We start from the raw sequence: 17,892 nt of genomic DNA on the forward strand, positions 1-17,892 counted from the left end.
CGCCTCCTAATACACCGGCGGCGCGATCACCCAGATCGCAACCACCGGTTCGTCGTAGGGGTTGGCCCAGGAATACGCCTCGCCGCGAAAGCGGAAACTGTCGCCGGGGCCCACCGTGAACTGCCGCCCGCCAAGTGTGAGGTCGAGCTTGCCGGAAATCACATAGCCCACCTCCTGCGTCGGGCGCTTGGCCGGGGTCTGCATGCGCGAGCGGGGGCGGAAGGTGGAATGGATGACCTCGAAATCGTCGGTCAGGTCGGGCGACAGCAATTCCTCGATCAGCCCTTCCTCGCCCGAGCCCATGGGCCGCCTTGCGCCGGCGCGCACGACATAGCCCTGCTCGTCCGCCGGGGCGCTGGCATGGCCGAACAGAAGCGACATCGGCACGCCCAGCGCCTCGGCGATCTGGCGCAGGTCGGAGATGGAGGGCTCCGACAGGTCGCGCTCGACCTGGCTCAGCCAGCCGACCGAGCGGCCCAGCGTCTCGGCCAGGTCCGTCAGCGTCCGCCCGCGCGCCTTGCGCAGGGCGCGCAGGTCGGCCCCGAGGGTGCGCAAGCGGCTGGGGTCGCTGTGATCCAAGGAAACACCTCTTGTGAAATATTTGTTAATAATTTCACGCTGCGGTGATTCCGTGAAAATTTCAACCTAAATTTCATGCCGCAGCGCGGCATCCCTGAGCGCCACGAAGGCCGGCCATGCGTTCGGATCGTTCACCGTCTTGTCGCGGCAGGTGGCGTTGCAGAACCCGAAGATGCGGCCCTCCGTCTCCATCAGATGCGTCACCGTCCCGCCGGAATAGGGGCAGGCGTCGTTCTCCGGCTGTCCGCTCTCGACGGGCCGGGCCGGCCGTGGCGTCGGGCCGGGCCATGGCGCCTTCGGCAGGTCCATGTCGTAGGGCACCGGATCGTAGCTCTTGGTCAGCCCCAGCGCCCGCCACCGCCGGAATGCCCCCTCCGCCAGCGTCAGGTCGACATATGCCTGCGCCGCCTTGCCCACCGGCAGGCCGTAGCCCGCGATCCGTGCCGCCACGGGCGCATAGAAGACATCCGCCAGCGAATACATCCCGAACAGCCAGGGCCCATCGTGCCCGTGCCGGGTCCGCGCCGTGTCCCAAAGCTCTTCGATCCGCGCCACATCGGCCCTGACCGCCTCGGACGGCGCGAACCCCTCGACCCGGTGCAACAACTGCATCGGACACTCACCGCGCAAAGCGCCGAAGCCCGAATGCATCTCCGCCACCATCCAGCGGGCCAGCCCCCGCGCCGCCGCATCGGCGGGCCAGAGCCCCGCCTCGGGGTGCCGCTCGGCCAGGGTCTCGGCCATGGCCAGCGTATCGCCCACCACCACGCCATCAGCGTCGCGCATCACCGGCACCAGCCGCGCGGGCGCCAGCTCGGCCAGGTCCGCCTGCATGGTCCCGTCGTAGAGGCCCACCATGTGCGTCCGCACCGGAAGGCCGAATTTCTCGAACATCAGCCAGCCCCGCAGGGACCAGCTGGAAAAGGCGCGATCGCCGATGAAAAGGTCATATGTCATGGCGTCCACGCTACCCCGCGCCGGACCCGTCAAGAAACGCTATTTCGTGGGGTGGTTCATCACGGACAGTGATTGATCCTCACCGCCTCCCAGCCATTGCCCTGCCAGTGCAACTCGGTGACGGAGAGGTTGTCGATCCTGTGCGCAAATGTGTCATAGCCCGACAGGCCAAGCGCCCGCTGCACCTGCGTCAGGATCGTGCCCATATGCGCCACGACGATCACGTCGCGCCCGGGATAGGCCTTCAGCACCCGGCCGATGGCCCGGTCGACCCGGGCGGAGACCTGGTTCCAGCTTTCCCCGCCCGGCGGACAGATATCCCCCGGCGTTTCCCAGAAGGCGCGCAGCAGGGTCTGGTCCTCGACACCGTCGAAGCCCTGCAGCTCCCACGCGCCGAAATGGATTTCCCGAAGCTCCGGATCAGGGTCGAGCCGCGCCCGGCTGCCGGCAATCGCGTCCGCCGTCTGCACCGCGCGCATGAGGTCGGAAGAGACGACAACCGCCTCTGCCGGCAAATGCCGCGACAGGCGCTCCAGCCGCGCCGTATCGCTCAGGTCGGCCGGCAGGTCGGACCAGCCGACCATGGATTTCGCATTGGTCGGCCCATGCCGTACCCAATGCAGGCGGCTCACGGCAATTCGCCCTTCAGCACCTGCGGCAGGCCCGCGACCACGTTCACCACCAAACCGGCCTTCGCCGCCAGCTTCTGGTTCAACCTCCCCTGCTCCTCGCGGAACCGGCGGGCCAGGGTGTTCTCGGGCACAACCGACATGCCCACCTCGTTCGACACGATCACCACCGGCGCGGCACAGAGCGACAGCCCGGCCATCAACCCCGCCTCGGCCTCTTCGATGTCGTTCTCCGCCAACAGGTGATTGCTCAGCCACATCGTCGCGCAATCGAGCAGGATCGCCGTGTCACCGCTGAGCCCCGCCAGCGTGCGGCCGACATCGAGCGGTTCCTCGATCGTGCGCCACCCGGCGCCGCGCAGCCGCTGGTGCCGCTCGATCTTGGCGCGCATCTCATCGTCATGCGCACGGGCCGTCGCAAAATAAATTAGGTTCCGGCCTGTACCCTTGACAAGCCCTTCTGCAAAAACGGATTTTCCCGATGCAGCGCCGCCCAGTACAAGGCTCAACCCCGGAAGCATCTTACCCCTGCCTCTTTTTATTGATCCGAACCGTTCCTATGTCCGTACCACCGGGTGAATGTCGACAAAAGAGCAGATCACCGAGGTCTGCCCTACAGGGGGAATATTATGCCGCTTGACGCAGACCAACCCACAGACATGTCACGGGCCGCGATGAAAGCCGAGCTGCTGGACGCGGAAACCGAGCTGAGCCTTGCCTACGCATGGCGCGACCAGCGCGACGAAGCCGCGCTACACCGATTGATCACCGCCTATATGCGCCTCGCGATTTCGATGGCCGCCAAGTACCGCCGTTACGGCGCGTCGATGAACGACCTGATCCAGGAAGCCGGGCTGGGCCTGATGAAGGCCGCCGACAAGTTCGACCCTGATCGCGGCGTCCGTTTCTCCACCTATGCCGTCTGGTGGATCAAGGCCTCGATCCAGGATTACGTGATGCGCAACTGGTCGATGGTGCGTACCGGTTCGACCAGCAGCCAGAAATCCCTGTTCTTCAACATGCGCCGGGTGCAGGCCCGGATCGAACGCGAGGCGATGGCCCGGGGAGAAGAGCTTGACGGCCACCAGCTGCGCGAGATGATCGCGCACGAGGTCGGCGTGCCCCTGCGCGATGTCGAGATGATGGAGGGCCGGCTGTCGGGCACCGACTTCTCGCTCAACGCGACCCAGTCGACCGAAGAGGAAGGCCGCGAATGGATCGACACGATCGAGGATGACGGCGCCCGCGGCGACGAACTGGTCGAGAAGGATCATGACAACGTTGCGCTGCGCCTGTGGCTCGGCGATGCGATGGCACGCCTCAACGACCGCGAACGCTTCATCGTCCGCGAGCGCAAGCTGCGCGACGACCCGCGCACGCTGGAAAGCCTCGGCACCGAGCTGAGCCTCAGCAAGGAGCGCGTCCGCCAGCTCGAGGCGGCGGCGTTCCAGAAAATGCGCAAGCACCTTGAACGTCACGGTTCGGAGGTGCAGAACCTTCTCGTATGAGAAGCCTTGCATTCGCGATATTTTCGACGCTGTCCTGTGCCGCATCGGCACAGGACATTTCCGTTCTGGGCGAGGTGCACGACAACCCGGCCCACCACGCGGCCCAGGCTGAACGGGTGACCGCCATCGCCCCCGCGGCCCTCGTCTTCGAGATGCTGACCCCGGAACAGGCGGCGCGCGTCACACCCGAGCTGCGCGGTGACGCCGAGACGCTGGCCAAGGCGCTCGACTGGGACAACAGCGGCTGGCCCGATTTCGCGATGTACTACCCGATCTTCGCCGCCGCGCCCGACGCCCGCATCTACGGCGCTGGCGTCGGCCGGGAAGAGGCGCGCGCGGCGATGGAGGGCGGCTTCGACGGCCCGATGGGCGGAGAGGCCGCGCGCTTCGGCCTCGACCGGCCCCTTCCCGAGGATCAGCAGGAGGCCCGTGAAGCCCTGCAGATGGAAGCGCATTGCAACGCCATCCCCGAGGATATGCTGCCCGGCATGGTCCGGATCCAGCGCCTGCGCGACGCCATGCTGGCCCGCACCGCCCTTCGGGCGCACGAAGAGACCGGCGGCCCGGTCGTGGTGATCACCGGCAATGGCCATGCGCGGCGCGACTGGGGGATGCCCGCCGCCCTGGCGCTGGCCGCGCCGGAGCTCGATCTGCACGTGGTGGGCCAGACCGAGAACGAGATGCCGCTTGTGGGCGGGTTCGACGAGGTGCTCTCGGCCCCGCCGGCCCAGCGCGACGACCCCTGCGCGGCCTTCCGGTAGGGCGCTCTTGTATCGCCATGGGGCAGACCCTACTGTCGGGCAGACAGGAACACCGGGGGTTCGGATGCTCGCTGGAAAACGCATTCTGCTGATCATCGGCGGCGGCATCGCCGCCTACAAGGCGCTCGACCTGACCCGGCGCCTGCGCGAACGCGGCGCATCGGTCACACCGGTGCTGACCCGCGCGGCCGAGGAATTCGTGACGCCCCTGTCGGTGTCGGCGCTGGCGGGCCGAAAGGTCTTTCGCGACCTCTTCGACCTCACCGCCGAGGCCGAGATGGGCCATATCGAACTCAGCCGCAGCGCCGACCTGATCGTCGTGGCACCCGCCACCGCCGACCTGATGGCGAAGATGGCGTCCGGGCAGGCGGACGACCTTGCCTCGACCCTGCTTCTGGCCACCGACACGCCCGTGCTGATCGCCCCGGCGATGAACGTGCGGATGTGGGAACATGCCGCGACCCAGCGCAACATCGTCACGCTGAAGGACGACGGCATCGCCTTCGTCGGCCCCAATGACGGCGGCATGGCCTGTGGTGAATACGGGCCGGGGCGGATGGCCGAACCGCTGGAGATCGTGGCGGCCGCGCAGGCCCGCCTTGGCGCCGGGCCGCTGGCGGGCAAGCGGGTGCTCGTCACCTCCGGCCCCACGCACGAGCCGATCGACCCGGTGCGCTACATCGCCAACCGCTCCTCGGGCGCCCAGGGAACCGCCATCGCCCGCGCACTTTCCGGTCTCGGCGCCGAGGTGGTGTTCGTGACCGGCCCGGCCGACATTCCGCCGCCCGAAGGGTTCGAGGTGGTGCGCGTGGGCTCCGCCCGCGAGATGCTCGAGGCGACACAGGCCGCGCTTCCCGCGGATGCGGCCGTCTTCGCCGCCGCGGTGGCCGACTGGCGCGTCAAAAGCGCCTCGGACAGGAAGCTGAAGAAGACCAGGGGCGGCATGCCCCCGCTCGAGTTCGAGGAGAACCCCGACATTCTCGCCACCGTCTCGGGCATGGAAAGCGGACGCCCCACGCTTGTCGTGGGCTTCGCGGCAGAGACCGACGACGTGATCGACAACGCCACCGCCAAGCGCCAGCGCAAGGGCTGCGACTGGATCCTCGCCAACGACGTGAGCCCCGCCACCGGCATCATGGGCGGGCAGGAGAACGCCGTGACCCTGATCACCGCCGACGGGGCCGAGACCTGGCCGCGCATGACCAAGGCGCAGGTCGCCGACCGGCTGGCACAGAAGATCGCCGATGCGCTGGCCTGACCGGCAGGACGCCTCCGGCGGGAGTATTTTCGGAACAATGAAAGAGCGGGCATGGTGACAGTCAGGTTTGTCTGGGAGGAAGGGGCGGACCGGTCCCTTGGTCTGCCGTCCTACGAGAGCGCGGGCGCGGCAGGGGCCGACCTGCGCGCCAACTTCCCCGAACGCGGCGCCGTCGACCTTGCCCCGGGCGCGCGCGTGCTGGTGCCCACCGGGCTGCGGCTGGCGATCCCCGAAGGCTACGAGGTGCAACTCCGCCCGCGCTCGGGGCTGGCGCTCAAGCACGGGATCACCCTGCCCAACAGCCCCGGCACCATCGACGCCGACTATCGCGGGCCGCTGGGGGTGATCGTGATGAACGCGGGGCAGGAGCCGTTCCGCATCGAGCACGGCATGCGCATCGCCCAGATGGTGGTGGCGCCGGTGGTTTCGGCGACGTTCGAACTGGCCGACAGGCTCGACGACACCTCCCGCGGGGCGGGCGGGTTCGGCTCGACCGGGGCCGGCTGATGCTGCTGGTGCTGGTCATCGCGGCGGCGCTCTGGGGATTGGGCGCGATGCTCGGCACGCCGCACCGGCTGCGCTGGGGCATGATCCTGATGCTGTGGCTCGGGGTGGTGCTGCTGCACCTCGTCCTGCCCGGTGGCCACCCGCTGCGGATGGCGACGGGGGAAAGCCCGGCGCTGTGGCTGCTGCTGGCCGGCTTCGTGGCGCTGGTGCTGGTTTATCGCAAGGGGCTGCGCGCCCTGCGGCAAAGGGCGGAAGGTACGCCGGAGCCCGAGCGCAAGGGCCTCTTTTCCGAGGCCGAGCTTGACCGTTACGCCCGCCATATCGTCCTGCGGGAAATCGGCGGGCCGGGGCAGAAGCGGCTCAAAGAGGCGCGCGTGCTGGTGATCGGCGCGGGCGGCCTCGGCTCCCCGGCGCTCCTCTACCTCGCCGCCGGGGGCGTCGGCACCATCGGGGTGATCGACGATGACCTCGTCGAGAACTCCAACCTGCAGCGGCAGGTGATCCACCGCGACGCCGATATCGGCCGGCCCAAGGCCCATTCCGCCGCCGACGCGATGCGCGCGCAGAACCCCAACGTGGTGGTGCGCCCCTATCACCGCAAGCTGACCGAAGACATCGCGGCAGAGCTCTTTGCCGATTATGACCTGATCCTCGACGGCACCGACAATTTCGAAACGCGCTACCTGTCGAACGCCACCGCCCACGCCACCGGCAAGCCGCTGATCTCCGGCGCCCTGTCGCAATGGGAAGGGCAACTGAGCGTGTTCGACACGGTAAAAGGCACCCCCTGCTACCAGTGCATCTTCCCCGAGGCGCCCGCTGCCGAACTGGCGCCCAGCTGTGCCGAGGCCGGGGTGCTTGGGCCCCTGCCCGGCGTGCTGGGCACGATGATGGCGGCCGAGGCGGTGAAGGTCATAACCGGGGCGGGCGCGCCCTTGCGGGGCGAGATGCTGATCCACGACGCGCTCTTCGGCGAAACCCGCAAGATCGGCCTGTCGCGGCGTGCCGACTGCCCGGTCTGCGGCAGCCCGGCGAAAGGCGCCTGACGCCCTCACTTCTGCGCCACGTGCCATTGCCGAACCGGGTCGAACTGCCTAGCTTCCCCTCAAAGGAGAGATGTCCCATGACGAATCCGTTGCTGGACGACTGGTCCACCCCCCACGAGATCGCCCCCTTCGACCGTATCGAGGACGCGCATTTCGCCCCCGCCTTCGAGACCGCCCTGACCGAGGCGCGCGCCGAGATCGCGGCCATTGCCGACAATCCCGCCCAGCCCGACTTCGCCAACACGATCGAGGCGCTGGAAATCGCCGGCAAACCGCTCAGCCGGGTGCTGTCGGTGTTCTTCAGCGTGGCCGGCGCCGACACAAACCCCAAGCGGCAGGAATTGCAGCGCGCCTTCAGCCCCAAGCTCGCCGCCTATTCCTCCGAGGTCTATGCCAACAAGCCCCTCTTCCAGCGCATCGAGACCCTCTGGGAAAACCGCGACACGCTCGACCTCACGCCCGAGCAGGAGCGCCTGCTCTACCTCACCCGCCGCCGGTTCATCCGCGCCGGCGCCGCGCTCGAAGGGACCGAGGAGGCCCGGATGCGGGATATCATGTCGCGGCTGGCCGAGCTCGGCACCGCCTTTACCCAGAACCTGCTGGCCGACGAGGCGGGCTGGCACATGGTGCTGGCCGAGGACGAGCTTGAGGGCCTGCCCGATTTCCTGATCCCCGCCGCCCGCGAGGCGGGCCAAGAGAAGGGCGAAGACGGTCCGGTGATCACCCTGTCACGCTCGCTGATCGTGCCGTTCCTGCAATTCTCGCCCCGCCGCGACCTGCGGGAAAAGGCGTTCCGCGCGTGGGAGGCGCGCGGCGCCAACGGCGGCGAGACCGACAACCGGGCCATCGCCGCCGAAATCCTGCAGCTGCGCGAGGAACGCGCCCGCCTGCTGGGCTATGACAGCTTCGCCGCCTACAAGCTCGAAACCGAGATGGCCAAGACGCCGGAGGCGGTGAAAACCCTGCTGAACGACGTCTGGACCCCGGCCAAGGCGCAGGCCGAGGCGGATGCCGCCGTGCTGACCGACATGATGCAGCGCGACGGCGTGAACGGCCCGCTCGAGCCGTGGGACTGGCGCTACTACGCCGAGAAGCGGCGCAAGGCCGAGCATGACCTCGACGAGGCCGCGCTGAAACCCTACCTGCAGCTCGACCGCATGATCGAGGCGGCCTTCGCCTGCGCCAACCGCCTGTTCGGGCTGGAATTCGCGCGGCTCGACGTGCCGCTTTACCACCCCGACTGCCGCGCGTGGGAGGTCACCCGCAACGGCCGCCACGTGGCCGTGTTCATCGGCGATTACTTCGCCCGCGCCTCCAAGCGCTCGGGCGCTTGGTGCAGCGCCATGCGCGGGCAGGCAAAATTCCCCGAGGAGCAGGGCACCGTCGTCATCAACGTCTGCAACTTTGCCAAGGGCAACCCCGCGCTCCTGAGCTACGACGACGCCCGCACGCTGTTTCACGAGTTCGGCCACGCCCTGCACCAGATGCTCTCGAACGTGACCTACGAATCGCTGTCCGGCACCAATGTCGCCCGCGATTTCGTCGAGCTGCCCAGCCAGCTTTACGAGCACTGGCTCGAGGTGCCCCGCGTGCTCGAGGAATTCGCCACCCATGCCGACACGGGCGAGGCGATGCCCAAGGAGATGCTCGACAAGGTACTCGAGGCCGCGAATTTCGACATGGGGTTCCAGACGGTGGAATACGTGGCCTCGGCCATGGTCGACCTCGCGTTTCACGAGGGCGCCGCCCCCGCCGATCCGATGGCAAAACAGGCCGAGGTGCTGGCGGAACTGGGGATGCCCCACGCCATCACCATGCGCCACGCCACGCCGCATTTCGCCCATGTCTTCGCCGGCGACGGCTATTCCAGCGGCTATTACAGCTACATGTGGTCCGAGGTGATGGATGCCGACGCCTTCGAGGCGTTCCGCGAGGCGGGCGACGCCTTCGACGCCGGCACGGCGAAATCGCTGGAGGAGAACATCCTCTCGACCGGCGGCTCGCGCGAGGCCGAGGCGCTCTACACCTCCTTCCGGGGCCGAATGCCCGGCGTCGAAGCGCTGCTCAAGGGGCGGGGGCTTGCGGCATGACGGAGGACACGAAAGACGACCTGCCCTATCGCCCCTGCGTCGGCGTGATGCTCGCCAACACCGCCGGAGATGTCTTCGTCGGCCAGCGGATCGACAACGAAGGCCCCGCCTGGCAGATGCCGCAGGGCGGTGTCGATGAAGACGAGGACCCCCAGCGCGCCGCCCTGCGCGAGCTGTGGGAGGAAACCGGCGTGCTACCCTCTCTGGTCAAGGTCGAGGCGGAGACGAAGGACTGGATATCCTACGACCTGCCGCCCGAGATCGCCGGGCGCATCTGGGGCGGCAAGTTCCGCGGCCAGTCGCAGAAATGGTTCCTGCTGCGCTTCCAGGGCAGCGACAGCGACATCAACATCGCCACGCAACACCCGGAGTTTTCCGAGTGGCGCTGGCTTCCGCCGGAAGAGCTGGTCGACGCGATCGTGCCCTTCAAGCGCGAGGTCTATCAACAGGTTCTGGAAGAATTCGGAGACCGGCTATGACACTCTACCGCACCCTTGCCCCCGCCGCACTCGCGGCGCTGCTTGCCGGCCCCGCGCTGGCGCTGAGCTGCATGGCCCCGGACGCCGCCCGCAGCTACCAGCGGGCCGACGAGGCCGCGGAGCGGTACATCGTCGTTCACGGTACGCTGGCCTTCGACGAAACGAAGCTGCCCAAGACCGACCTGCAGGATCAGGGGTCGATCCCGGAAAGCACCCCGCTTCCGGCGCAGCTTACCGGTATGTCGCTGTCGGCCGAAGGGTTTACCACGCCCTTCGACAGGCCCGTCACGCTCGACGTGCGGTGTTTCGGCCCGTGGTGCGCCGGCGGAAGCTCGGGGATCGAGGTGCTGGGTTTCGTCGAACTGCGCGAAAGCGGCCCGGTCCTGACGCTCGACCCTTGTTCCAGCGTGACCATCCCGGACCCGAGCGAGCAGATGCTTGACCAGGTGATCGGCTGCATGAAGGGCGAGGGCTGCACGCCCGTGCAGTAGACACCCCCGCGCGCGGATAATCTCTTGATACCGGGCCCCGATGCGGGGATAACCCGGCCCCAGCAAGGGACCACGGGATGAAGACACGAGAGATGAACCGCGACTGGATCGCCACCGCCAGAACCCTCAGCGAGGCGTTGCCCTACCTGCAGCGCTACGACGGCGCCATCGTCGTCATCAAGTTGGGCGGCCATGCCATGGGCAGCGACGAGGCCATGGAAACCTTCGCCCGCGACGTCGTGCTGATGCGGCAGGTGGGGGTGAACCCGGTGATCGTCCATGGCGGCGGGCCGATGATCAACGAGATGCTGGAAAAGCTCCAGATCAAGTCAGATTTCGTCGGCGGCAAGCGCGTGACCGACGAGGCCACGATGGAAGTGGTCGAGATGGTCCTCTCCGGCCGCGTCAACAAGCGGATCGTGCAGGCGATCAACCGGCAGGGCGGCAAGGCCGTGGGCCTGTCGGGCAAGGATGCCAACCTGATCACCTGCGACCCGGCCGACCCGGCGCTGGGTCTGGTGGGTGACCCGACCGATGTCGACCCGTCGATCCTGCGCACGCTCTTCGGCGACGACACGATCCCGGTCATCGCGCCGCTGGGCGGGGGCCGCAACGGCGAGACCTACAACATCAACGGCGACACCGCCGCAGGCGCCATCGCCGCGGCGCTCAAGGCCGATCGCCTGCTGCTGCTGACGGATGTGGACGGGGTGAAGGATACCGAGGGCAACGTGCTGACCGAGCTCACCGCCAGCCAGATCCACGACATGATCCGCGAGGGCATCATTGGCGGCGGCATGATCCCCAAGACGGAAACGGCCCTCAACGCCATCGAGGGCGGTGTGCGGGCGGTGGTGATCATCGACGGGCGGGCGCCCAACGCCGTGCTGCTGGAGCTTTTCACCGAGCACGGCGCCGGCTCTCTCATCCGCAAGGGCTGATCACGCGAATGCCATCCGGGGATGCTTGCCAGCGCCCGGATTTGGCTTAGGCTCCGGCCCATGGAAAACGAAACCCTCATCCGGCTGGCGGTGTTCCTCGGCCTCTTCCTCCTCTTCGCGGGGATCGAGACGCTGGCGCCCCGGCGCCCCCGGCTTCAGCCGCGCGGCACGCGGTGGCTGACCAACTGGGGCATCGTGATTCTCGACACGCTGGCGCTCAGGGCGCTGGCGCTGGCACTGCCGCTTCTGGCGGTGGGTGCGGCGCTCGATGCCGAGGCACAGGGCTGGGGACTGATGAACGGGGTTGGCTGGCCCTACTGGGTCAAGGTCGCCCTGACGGTGCTGATCTTCGATTTCGCCATCTGGGCACAGCACCTCGTCACCCACAAGGTGCCGCTCCTCTGGCGGTTTCACCGGGTCCACCACGCCGACCGCGATATCGACGTCAGCACCGCCATCCGCTTTCACCCGGTCGAGATTGCCCTGTCGATGCTGCTCAAGATCGGCCTTGTCTACCTCCTCGGCCCGCCCGCGCTGGGGGTGATCCTGTTCGAGATCATGCTGAACGGCACCGCCATGTTCAACCATGCCAACATGCGCCTGCCGCTGGGCCTCGACGCTGTCCTGCGCAAGCTGCTGGTCACGCCCGACATGCACCGCGTGCATCACTCGATCCACCGGCGCGAGCATGACGCCAATTACGGCTTCGCCCTGTCGGTCTGGGACAGGCTGTTCGGCACCTATATCCCGCAGCCCGACAAGGGGCATGACGGGATGACCGTGGGGCTGGAATGGCAGGACGACCGGCCGTCGAAGCTGGGCTGGTCGCTCGGCCTGCCGTTTCAGCGCAAATGAGGTTGGCCGACATAGAAATCGCCGCCGCCGGGCGACAACTCGGCGTGATGGGTGTGGTACAGGACGACCTGCCGGAGGGCGTCGCGTCGCTCGTCCTGCTCGGCCCGCTCGAGCCCGGCTTCTGGCCTGCCTTCACCGCCTCGCCGGAATACCGCGACGGCGCGTCCCACCCGCTCGACCGTTGGTCGCACCGGGTGATCACCGGTATGGCAGAGGCGCTCAACGCCACCCCGTTCTTCCCCTTCGGCGGCCCGCCCTACCAGCCCTTCATCGCCTGGGCCAAGGCCAGCGGCCGGGCGCATTCCTCCCCGGTGGGTCTGCTCGTCCATGACACGGCGGGGCTGATGATCTCCTACCGCGGCGCCCTCGGATTCGCCCGGCACATCGACGCCCCCGCGCCGCCCCCCAGCCCCTGCGAGAGATGCGAGACCCGCCCCTGCCTCACCGCCTGCCCGGTCGACGCCTTCGCCAGCGGCAGCTATGACGTCGCCGCCTGCAAGGCCGATCTCGACCGGCCCGGAAACGACTGCATGACACGCGGCTGCGCCGTGCGTCGCGCTTGCCCCGTCAGCCGTGGCCATGGCAGGCTCGAGGCGCAATCCGCCTTTCACATGAGGGCTTTCCGATGAAACGGCTGATCCTGATGCGGCACGCTAAATCCAGCTGGGCCACCCCCGGCCAGGACGACCACGCGCGCCCGCTCAACGGCCGTGGCAAGGTCTCGGCCCGCGTGCTGGGTGACTGGCTGCGTCAAAAGGGCTACCTGCCCGACCAGGCGCTCAGCTCCGATTCGGTCCGCACGCGGGAAACCTTCGCCCGGCTCAAGATCGCCTGCGATACCGAGTTCCTTGGCAAGCTCTACCATGCCGGCCCCGAGGACATGCTGCGCGTGCTGCGCAAGGCCAGGGGCGACACGGTCCTGATGCTGGGCCACAATCCGGGCATCGGCTGGTTCGCCCAGACCCTCGTCGCCGTGCCGCCCCCGCATCCGCGCTTCTTCGACTATCCCACCTGCGCCACGCTGGTGGCGGAATTCGATATCGAGCGTTGGGAGGAGGTCGGCACCGGCATGGGCAAGGCGGTGGATTTCGTCATCCCCCGCGAACTGACCGGCTGACCCCCGAACGGCAAAAGCCCCGGCACATCGGTCGGGGCTTCGCAACAAATCTCGATCGCTTCAGTGCCCGAGGATCTGGCTGAGGAACAGCTTGGTCCGGTCACTCCGCGGGTTGTTGAAGAACTCTTCCGGCTCGTTCTGTTCCACGATCTGGCCCTGGTCCATGAAGATCACGCGGTTCGCCACCTGCCGGGCAAAGCCCATCTCGTGCGTGACGCAGAGCATGGTCATCCCTTCCTGCGCCAGCTCGATCATGGTGTCGAGCACCTCCTTGATCATCTCGGGGTCGAGCGCCGAGGTCGGCTCGTCGAACAGCATGATCCGCGGCTTCATGCACAGCGACCGGGCAATCGCCACCCGCTGCTGCTGACCGCCCGACAGCTGGCCGGGATACTTGTGGGCCTGCTCGGGGATCTTCACCTTCTCGAGGAAGTGCATGGCGGTATCCACGGCTTCCTTCTTGGGCACCTTGCGCACCCAGATCGGGGCCAGCGTGCAGTTCTCGAGAATGGTCAGGTGCGGGAACAGGTTGAAGTGCTGGAACACCATCCCCACCTCGCGGCGGATCTTGTCGATGTTCTTCAGATCGTTCGACAGCACCGTGCCATCCACCACGATCTTGCCCTGCTGGTGCTCCTCCAGCGCGTTGATGCAGCGGATCAGCGTCGACTTGCCCGACCCCGAGGGCCCGCAGATCACGATCCGCTCCCCCTGGTTGACGGTCAGGTCGATGTCGCGCAGCACGTGAAACGCGCCGTACCACTTGTTCATGTTGCTGATCTCGATGGCGACGTCGTCGGACACCGTCATTTGCGAGCGGTCGATTTCGGTATCTACGGCCAAGTCAGACATAGGCGTGATCCTTTCTTATTTATGGCCAGTCTGAAGCTTGCGCTCCAGGTACATGGAATAGCGGGACATGCCGAAGCAGAAGATGAAGAACAGCAGCGCGATGAAGCCGTAAAGCTCCCACACGATACCGTTCCAGTCCGAATCGGCCCGGATGGCATTCGACAGGCCCAGCGGGTCCAGAAGGCCGATGATCGACACCAGCGTCGTGTCCTTGAACAACCCGATGAAGGTGCTGACGATCCCGGGGATCGAGATTTTCAGCGCCTGCGGCATGATGATCAGCCGCTGCGACTGCCAGTAGTCGAGGCCAAGGCTGTCGGCGCCCTCGTACTGGCCCTTCGGCAGCGCGGCCAGGCCGCCCCGGATTACCTCCGCCATGTAGGCCGAGGCGAACAGGGTCGCCATGATGATGACTCGCAGGATGATGTCGAAATTCGTGCCCGGCGGCATGAAGATGTTCAGCAGCGTCGAGGCCACGAACAGCAGCGTGATCAGCGGCACACCCCGGATGAACTCGATGAAGCCCACGCACAGCGCCTTGACGATCAACAGGTCCGACCGCCGGCCCAGCGCCAGCACGATCCCCAGCGGCAGCGAGATGGCGATGGCCACCACCCCGATGGTCAGCGACAGCATGAAGCCGCCGAAGTTGCGGCTGTCGACCTGGTTGATGCCGAGGGAAATCACCGAATGGATCAGCCCCGAGAGCGGTCCGACAATGAAGACCCACCAGACCAGCGCCGCGACCACCGCCGCGATCAGCCCGGCCAGGTTGCCGGTGGCCGCAGCGACCACCCGGAACACGCCATACCCGATGCCGAGCCCGACGACGACGAGGATCGGCGTCCAGATCGACCCGCCCCACAGCAGCCAGGGCATCAGGAACGGATAGAGCGCCGAGAACCAGATCATCCTGCTCGGGAAATAGTCGCTGAACAGCACCGGTCCCAGCGCCACGAAGAGCAGGACGAAGGCCAGGATCGGCCGCCAGTAGAGGCCGCTCGGGTAGAACCCGAACAGAAGCTGCACCCACCTGTCGCGGATGACGCCCCAGCACGCGCCGCTAAAATGACCCTCGCGGCCCATGTCCCTGAGGATCTCGCGGCACTCGTTGAGCGACGTCGCCTCCCATGTGGGCGAGAAGAGCCACGGCAGGATCGCGGCCAGCACCCAGTAGATGAAGACCAGCGCCAGCACGGTCAGGATGGCGTTGAACCACCCCGAGAACAGGTTTTCCCTCAGCCAGCCGATGGCCCCCACCGACGTGGCCGGCGGGTCCTGTTCGGGCAGCATCGTGTCGCGGACGTAGCCCACGGTTTCTGCATGCATCTCGCTCATATCACCGCTCCACCAGTCTGACGCGATTGTTGTACCAGTTCATCACCATCGAAATGATCAGCGAGATCGTGAGGTAGATGAGCATGCCCAGCAGCACCGTCTCGAGCTCGCGTCCCGTCTGGTTGAGGGTGATCCCCATCAGCGTGCCGGTGATGTCCATGTAGCCCACGGCAATGGCGAGCGACGAGTTCTTGGTCAGGTTCAGGTATTGCGAAATCAGCGGCGGGATGATCACCCGCAGCGCCTGCGGCAGTACCACCAGCCCCATGATCCGGCGCGGGCGAAGGCCGAGCGCGGCGGCGGCCTCGGTCTGGCCGTGGCTGACGGCCATGATCCCGGCGCGCACGATCTCGGCCACGAAGGCCGCCGTATACAGCCCCAGCGCCAGCCACAAAGCGATCAGCGAGTTGCGCATATGCGTCCCGCCGCCGAAGTTGAAGCCCTTCAACTCGGGGTAACCGAGGTGGAAGCCCAGCGCGACAAACAGGATGATCAGCGGCACGAACACCACGCCCAGCCGCAGGTACCATGTCGTCGGCCGCACGCCCGTCCGGTTCTGGATGGCGTCGGCCCGGTCACGGATGCGGCCCGAGACGAACAGGCCCGCGACTAGCACGGCAACGATGGCCAGCAGATTGAGGCTGACATCGAAGTTCAGCGCCGACTGGCCAAAGAGATGCACCTCGCCCAGGCTGCGCGAGAACAGCGGCTCGGGAACATAGATGCCGCGATTGGTCAGCGCGACGGTCTCGAACAGCTTCATGGTCGAGTCCGGATCGTCCCCGCGGAAAGCGCTTGGCGGGGGCAGCGTCTCGATCAGGATCGCCATGAACAGCACGATCCAGAGCAGCACCGGCACGTTGCGGAACATCTCGACATAGACCGTCATGATCTTGGCGACGAGCCAGTTCTTGCTCAGCCGGAGAACCCCGATCAGCACCCCCAGCACCGTCGCCAGTGCACAGCCCATCACCGCGATCAACAGCGTGTTCAGAACCCCCACGAAGGCGGCCCGAAGGTGCGAACTGCGCGAGGTGTACTCGATCAGGCGCTGATTGATGTCATAGCCGGCCGGTTCGAACAGGAAGCTGAAGGAGGGTTCCTTTCCTAGCTCCTGAAGATTTTGGGCGGTGTTGGAAATGAGCCAGCCGATCAGGATCAGGAACCCGATAAGCGCGACCACCTGGATCGTGGTCGAACGATACCGGGTATCGTAAATCAGCATGGACAGTCGGAACGACTCCGTATGCGGGTCGGTCGTTGATGTCATCTGGAAGTCCCCGTTGTTCAGCCCGGTTTGTTTTTTTCGGCGGCTTGCTGCGCCGTGGGCCGATGTTCTTATCCCGAAGGAACGTGGTGAAAGGGCGCGGAATGTTCCGCGCCCTTTCGAAGGTCTGTCTTAGCGGAAGGGCGGTGCGTAGAGCAGGCCGCCGTCTTTCCACTGGGCGTTCAGCCCGCGGGCCAGCCCGATCGGGGTGCTCTCGCCGATGTGGCGCTCGAACAGCTCGCCGTAGTTGCCGCCGGCCGAGATGGCCTTCACGGCCCAGTCGGCGTCGAGGCCCAGCATCTCGCCGAGGTTGCCCTCGGTGCCGAGCAGACGGTTGATTTCCGGGTTGTCGCCGGCGGCGCTGGCCATGTCGGAAATGTTGGCGCTGGTGACGCCCATTTCCTCGGCCGCGATCAGCGCGTTCAGGGTCCAGCGGACAACGTCACCCCATTCATGATCGCCGTGACGCACCAGCGGGCCGAGCGGCTCTTTCGAGATGGTCTCGGGCAGGATGGTGTGGTCGCCCGGCGCCTCGAACGCGGCACGGGTGGCCGCCAGGCCGGACCGGTCGGTGGTGTAGACGTCGCAGGCACCGGCAAGGTACTGCTGCTGCGCTTCGGCGTTGGTTTCGATCGGCACCGGCTCGTAGTTCATGTTGTTCGAGCGGAAGTAGTCCGCAAGGTTGAGCTCGGTGGTGGTGCCGGTCTGGATGCAGACCGTGGCGCCGTCGAGTTCCTTGGCCGAGCTCACGCCCAGCGCGGAGGGAACCATGAAGCCCTGGCCGTCATAGTAGTTGATGCCGGTGAATTCGAACTTCAGGTCGACATCGCGCGAGAAGGTCCAGGTGGTATTCCGGGCCAGCATGTCGATCTCGCCCGAAGCGAGGGCGGTGAACCGCGTCTTGCCGGTGGTCGGAACGAATTCCACGGCCATCGAATCCCCGAGAACGGCCGCAGCGACGGCGCGGCAAACACCGACATCGAACCCTTCCCAGACGCCGTTGGCGTCGGGCGCCGCAAAACCGACCAGGCCGGTGGTGACGCCGCAGTTCAGCGTGCCGCGGGCCTTTACGTCATCCAACGTGCCGGCAGCAGCAGCGCCAGCCGCAAGGCCGGCGACAGTCAGCGCACCAAGAAATACGGATTTTTTCATTTTTACCTCTTCCTGATTGTCCGCTCTATCCAGAACGGTTTAAACGGCCCCTCGGAGGCCGGAGC

The 17,892-nt window shown here is 66.7% G+C and carries 20 protein-coding genes; 12 read left to right on the top strand and 8 right to left on the bottom strand.

The genetic code is table 11. The annotated features are described in order from the left end of the window. Nucleotides 1-6: 6 nt before the first annotated feature. The 4 genes from RLN94_RS02285 to cobU all read right to left on the bottom strand — a co-directional run bounded on the left by RLN94_RS02285 (nt 7) and on the right by cobU (nt 2,686). A complete protein-coding gene (locus RLN94_RS02285; RefSeq protein WP_350130528.1) occupies nt 7-579 on the bottom strand; it encodes a helix-turn-helix domain-containing protein in 573 nt (190 codons plus the stop codon). A 66-nt stretch (nt 580-645) separates the two neighbouring features. Then, nucleotides 646-1,536, bottom strand: coding sequence for a glutathione S-transferase (locus tag RLN94_RS02290; RefSeq protein WP_350130529.1), 891 nt, complete (start codon nt 1,534-1,536; stop codon nt 646-648). Nucleotides 1,537-1,595: 59 nt separating this feature from the next. Beyond that, nucleotides 1,596-2,168, bottom strand: a complete 573-nt coding sequence (locus RLN94_RS02295) for a histidine phosphatase family protein (RefSeq protein WP_350130530.1) — start codon at nt 2,166-2,168, stop codon at nt 1,596-1,598. Then, nucleotides 2,165-2,686 (bottom strand): bifunctional adenosylcobinamide kinase/adenosylcobinamide-phosphate guanylyltransferase, encoded by a 522-nt coding sequence (gene cobU / locus RLN94_RS02300; protein ID WP_350130531.1) that lies wholly within the window; start codon nt 2,684-2,686, stop codon nt 2,165-2,167. The genes RLN94_RS02295 and cobU overlap by 4 nt, the downstream gene beginning before the upstream one ends. Before the next feature lie 153 nt (nt 2,687-2,839). On the opposite strand from cobU, the gene RLN94_RS02305 reads away from it, so the two are divergent. The 12 genes from RLN94_RS02305 to RLN94_RS02360 all read left to right on the top strand — a co-directional run bounded on the left by RLN94_RS02305 (nt 2,840) and on the right by RLN94_RS02360 (nt 13,218). Then, nucleotides 2,840-3,673: an RNA polymerase factor sigma-32 gene (locus tag RLN94_RS02305; protein ID WP_422030893.1), complete on the top strand. Its 834-nt coding sequence runs from the start codon at nt 2,840-2,842 to the stop codon at nt 3,671-3,673. Continuing rightward, nucleotides 3,670-4,434: a ChaN family lipoprotein gene (locus tag RLN94_RS02310; RefSeq protein ID WP_350130533.1), complete on the top strand. Its 765-nt coding sequence runs from the start codon at nt 3,670-3,672 to the stop codon at nt 4,432-4,434. Before RLN94_RS02305 ends, RLN94_RS02310 begins: the two co-directional genes overlap by 4 nt. A 64-nt stretch (nt 4,435-4,498) precedes the next feature. Then, entirely contained in the window at nt 4,499-5,692 is a 1,194-nt protein-coding gene (gene coaBC, locus RLN94_RS02315) for a bifunctional phosphopantothenoylcysteine decarboxylase/phosphopantothenate--cysteine ligase CoaBC (protein ID WP_350130534.1), read from the top strand. A 51-nt stretch (nt 5,693-5,743) separates the two neighbouring features. Beyond that, the gene (dut, locus tag RLN94_RS02320; RefSeq protein WP_350130535.1) at nt 5,744-6,199 is read left to right on the top strand and encodes a dUTP diphosphatase; all 456 of its coding nucleotides are present in this window, start codon (nt 5,744-5,746) and stop codon (nt 6,197-6,199) included. Further along, nucleotides 6,199-7,245 carry a HesA/MoeB/ThiF family protein gene (locus RLN94_RS02325; RefSeq protein ID WP_350130536.1) on the top strand — a complete coding sequence of 349 codons (1,047 nt, stop codon included), beginning with the start codon at nt 6,199-6,201 and terminating at the stop codon, nt 7,243-7,245. The genes dut and RLN94_RS02325 overlap by 1 nt, the downstream gene beginning before the upstream one ends. 77 nt (nt 7,246-7,322) lie before the next feature. Next, nucleotides 7,323-9,335, top strand: coding sequence for a M3 family metallopeptidase (locus RLN94_RS02330; RefSeq protein ID WP_350130537.1), 2,013 nt, complete (start codon nt 7,323-7,325; stop codon nt 9,333-9,335). Next, on the top strand, nt 9,332-9,814 hold the full coding sequence (locus RLN94_RS02335) for an RNA pyrophosphohydrolase (protein WP_350130538.1): 483 nt from the start codon (nt 9,332-9,334) through the stop codon (nt 9,812-9,814). The genes RLN94_RS02330 and RLN94_RS02335 overlap by 4 nt, the downstream gene beginning before the upstream one ends. Next, nucleotides 9,811-10,305, top strand: coding sequence for a hypothetical protein (locus tag RLN94_RS02340; protein ID WP_350130539.1), 495 nt, complete (start codon nt 9,811-9,813; stop codon nt 10,303-10,305). The genes RLN94_RS02335 and RLN94_RS02340 overlap by 4 nt, the downstream gene beginning before the upstream one ends. A gap of 77 nt (nt 10,306-10,382) precedes the next feature. Beyond that, complete coding sequence (gene argB / locus RLN94_RS02345) at nt 10,383-11,246, top strand: acetylglutamate kinase (RefSeq protein WP_350130540.1); 864 nt, start codon at nt 10,383-10,385, stop codon at nt 11,244-11,246. A gap of 60 nt (nt 11,247-11,306) precedes the next feature. Beyond that, nucleotides 11,307-12,101: a sterol desaturase family protein gene (locus RLN94_RS02350; RefSeq protein WP_350168485.1), complete on the top strand. Its 795-nt coding sequence runs from the start codon at nt 11,307-11,309 to the stop codon at nt 12,099-12,101. Next, entirely contained in the window at nt 12,098-12,730 is a 633-nt protein-coding gene (locus RLN94_RS02355) for a ferredoxin (protein WP_350158567.1), read from the top strand. Before RLN94_RS02350 ends, RLN94_RS02355 begins: the two co-directional genes overlap by 4 nt. Further along, nucleotides 12,727-13,218, top strand: coding sequence for a SixA phosphatase family protein (locus RLN94_RS02360; protein WP_350130543.1), 492 nt, complete (start codon nt 12,727-12,729; stop codon nt 13,216-13,218). Before RLN94_RS02355 ends, RLN94_RS02360 begins: the two co-directional genes overlap by 4 nt. A gap of 60 nt (nt 13,219-13,278) precedes the next feature. On the opposite strand, the gene RLN94_RS02365 is transcribed toward RLN94_RS02360, so the two are convergent. From RLN94_RS02365 to RLN94_RS02380, 4 genes are all read right to left on the bottom strand, one after another. After that, nucleotides 13,279-14,070 (bottom strand): amino acid ABC transporter ATP-binding protein, encoded by a 792-nt coding sequence (locus RLN94_RS02365; RefSeq protein WP_350130544.1) that lies wholly within the window; start codon nt 14,068-14,070, stop codon nt 13,279-13,281. A gap of 15 nt (nt 14,071-14,085) precedes the next feature. Further along, nucleotides 14,086-15,408: an amino acid ABC transporter permease gene (locus tag RLN94_RS02370; RefSeq protein WP_350130545.1), complete on the bottom strand. Its 1,323-nt coding sequence runs from the start codon at nt 15,406-15,408 to the stop codon at nt 14,086-14,088. A 1-nt stretch (nt 15,409) separates the two neighbouring features. Continuing rightward, complete coding sequence (locus RLN94_RS02375) at nt 15,410-16,678, bottom strand: amino acid ABC transporter permease (protein WP_350130546.1); 1,269 nt, start codon at nt 16,676-16,678, stop codon at nt 15,410-15,412. 129 nt (nt 16,679-16,807) lie between these two features. Continuing rightward, nucleotides 16,808-17,827 (bottom strand): amino acid ABC transporter substrate-binding protein, encoded by a 1,020-nt coding sequence (locus tag RLN94_RS02380; protein WP_350130547.1) that lies wholly within the window; start codon nt 17,825-17,827, stop codon nt 16,808-16,810. Nucleotides 17,828-17,892: the final 65 nt, after the last annotated feature.

It is taken from the genome of Roseovarius sp., from assembly GCF_040223625.1.
Classification (GTDB): domain Bacteria; phylum Pseudomonadota; class Alphaproteobacteria; order Rhodobacterales; family Rhodobacteraceae; genus Roseovarius.

Coding starts and splice junctions, on each gene's coding strand:
- RLN94_RS02290 (WP_350130529.1), bottom strand. CDS start 1,536: ATGACATATGACCTTTTCATCGGCGATCGCGCCTTTTCCAGCTGGTCC.
- cobU (WP_350130531.1), bottom strand. CDS start 2,686: ATGCTTCCGGGGTTGAGCCTTGTACTGGGCGGCGCTGCATCGGGAAAA.
- RLN94_RS02305 (WP_422030893.1), top strand. CDS start 2,840: ATGAAAGCCGAGCTGCTGGACGCGGAAACCGAGCTGAGCCTTGCCTAC.
- RLN94_RS02310 (WP_350130533.1), top strand. CDS start 3,670: ATGAGAAGCCTTGCATTCGCGATATTTTCGACGCTGTCCTGTGCCGCA.
- coaBC (WP_350130534.1), top strand. CDS start 4,499: ATGCTCGCTGGAAAACGCATTCTGCTGATCATCGGCGGCGGCATCGCC.
- dut (WP_350130535.1), top strand. CDS start 5,744: ATGGTGACAGTCAGGTTTGTCTGGGAGGAAGGGGCGGACCGGTCCCTT.
- RLN94_RS02325 (WP_350130536.1), top strand. CDS start 6,199: ATGCTGCTGGTGCTGGTCATCGCGGCGGCGCTCTGGGGATTGGGCGCG.
- RLN94_RS02330 (WP_350130537.1), top strand. CDS start 7,323: ATGACGAATCCGTTGCTGGACGACTGGTCCACCCCCCACGAGATCGCC.
- RLN94_RS02335 (WP_350130538.1), top strand. CDS start 9,332: ATGACGGAGGACACGAAAGACGACCTGCCCTATCGCCCCTGCGTCGGC.
- RLN94_RS02340 (WP_350130539.1), top strand. CDS start 9,811: ATGACACTCTACCGCACCCTTGCCCCCGCCGCACTCGCGGCGCTGCTT.
- argB (WP_350130540.1), top strand. CDS start 10,383: ATGAAGACACGAGAGATGAACCGCGACTGGATCGCCACCGCCAGAACC.
- RLN94_RS02350 (WP_350168485.1), top strand. CDS start 11,307: ATGGAAAACGAAACCCTCATCCGGCTGGCGGTGTTCCTCGGCCTCTTC.
- RLN94_RS02355 (WP_350158567.1), top strand. CDS start 12,098: ATGAGGTTGGCCGACATAGAAATCGCCGCCGCCGGGCGACAACTCGGC.
- RLN94_RS02360 (WP_350130543.1), top strand. CDS start 12,727: ATGAAACGGCTGATCCTGATGCGGCACGCTAAATCCAGCTGGGCCACC.
- RLN94_RS02365 (WP_350130544.1), bottom strand. CDS start 14,070: ATGTCTGACTTGGCCGTAGATACCGAAATCGACCGCTCGCAAATGACG.
- RLN94_RS02370 (WP_350130545.1), bottom strand. CDS start 15,408: ATGAGCGAGATGCATGCAGAAACCGTGGGCTACGTCCGCGACACGATG.
- RLN94_RS02375 (WP_350130546.1), bottom strand. CDS start 16,678: ATGACATCAACGACCGACCCGCATACGGAGTCGTTCCGACTGTCCATG.
- RLN94_RS02380 (WP_350130547.1), bottom strand. CDS start 17,827: ATGAAAAAATCCGTATTTCTTGGTGCGCTGACTGTCGCCGGCCTTGCG.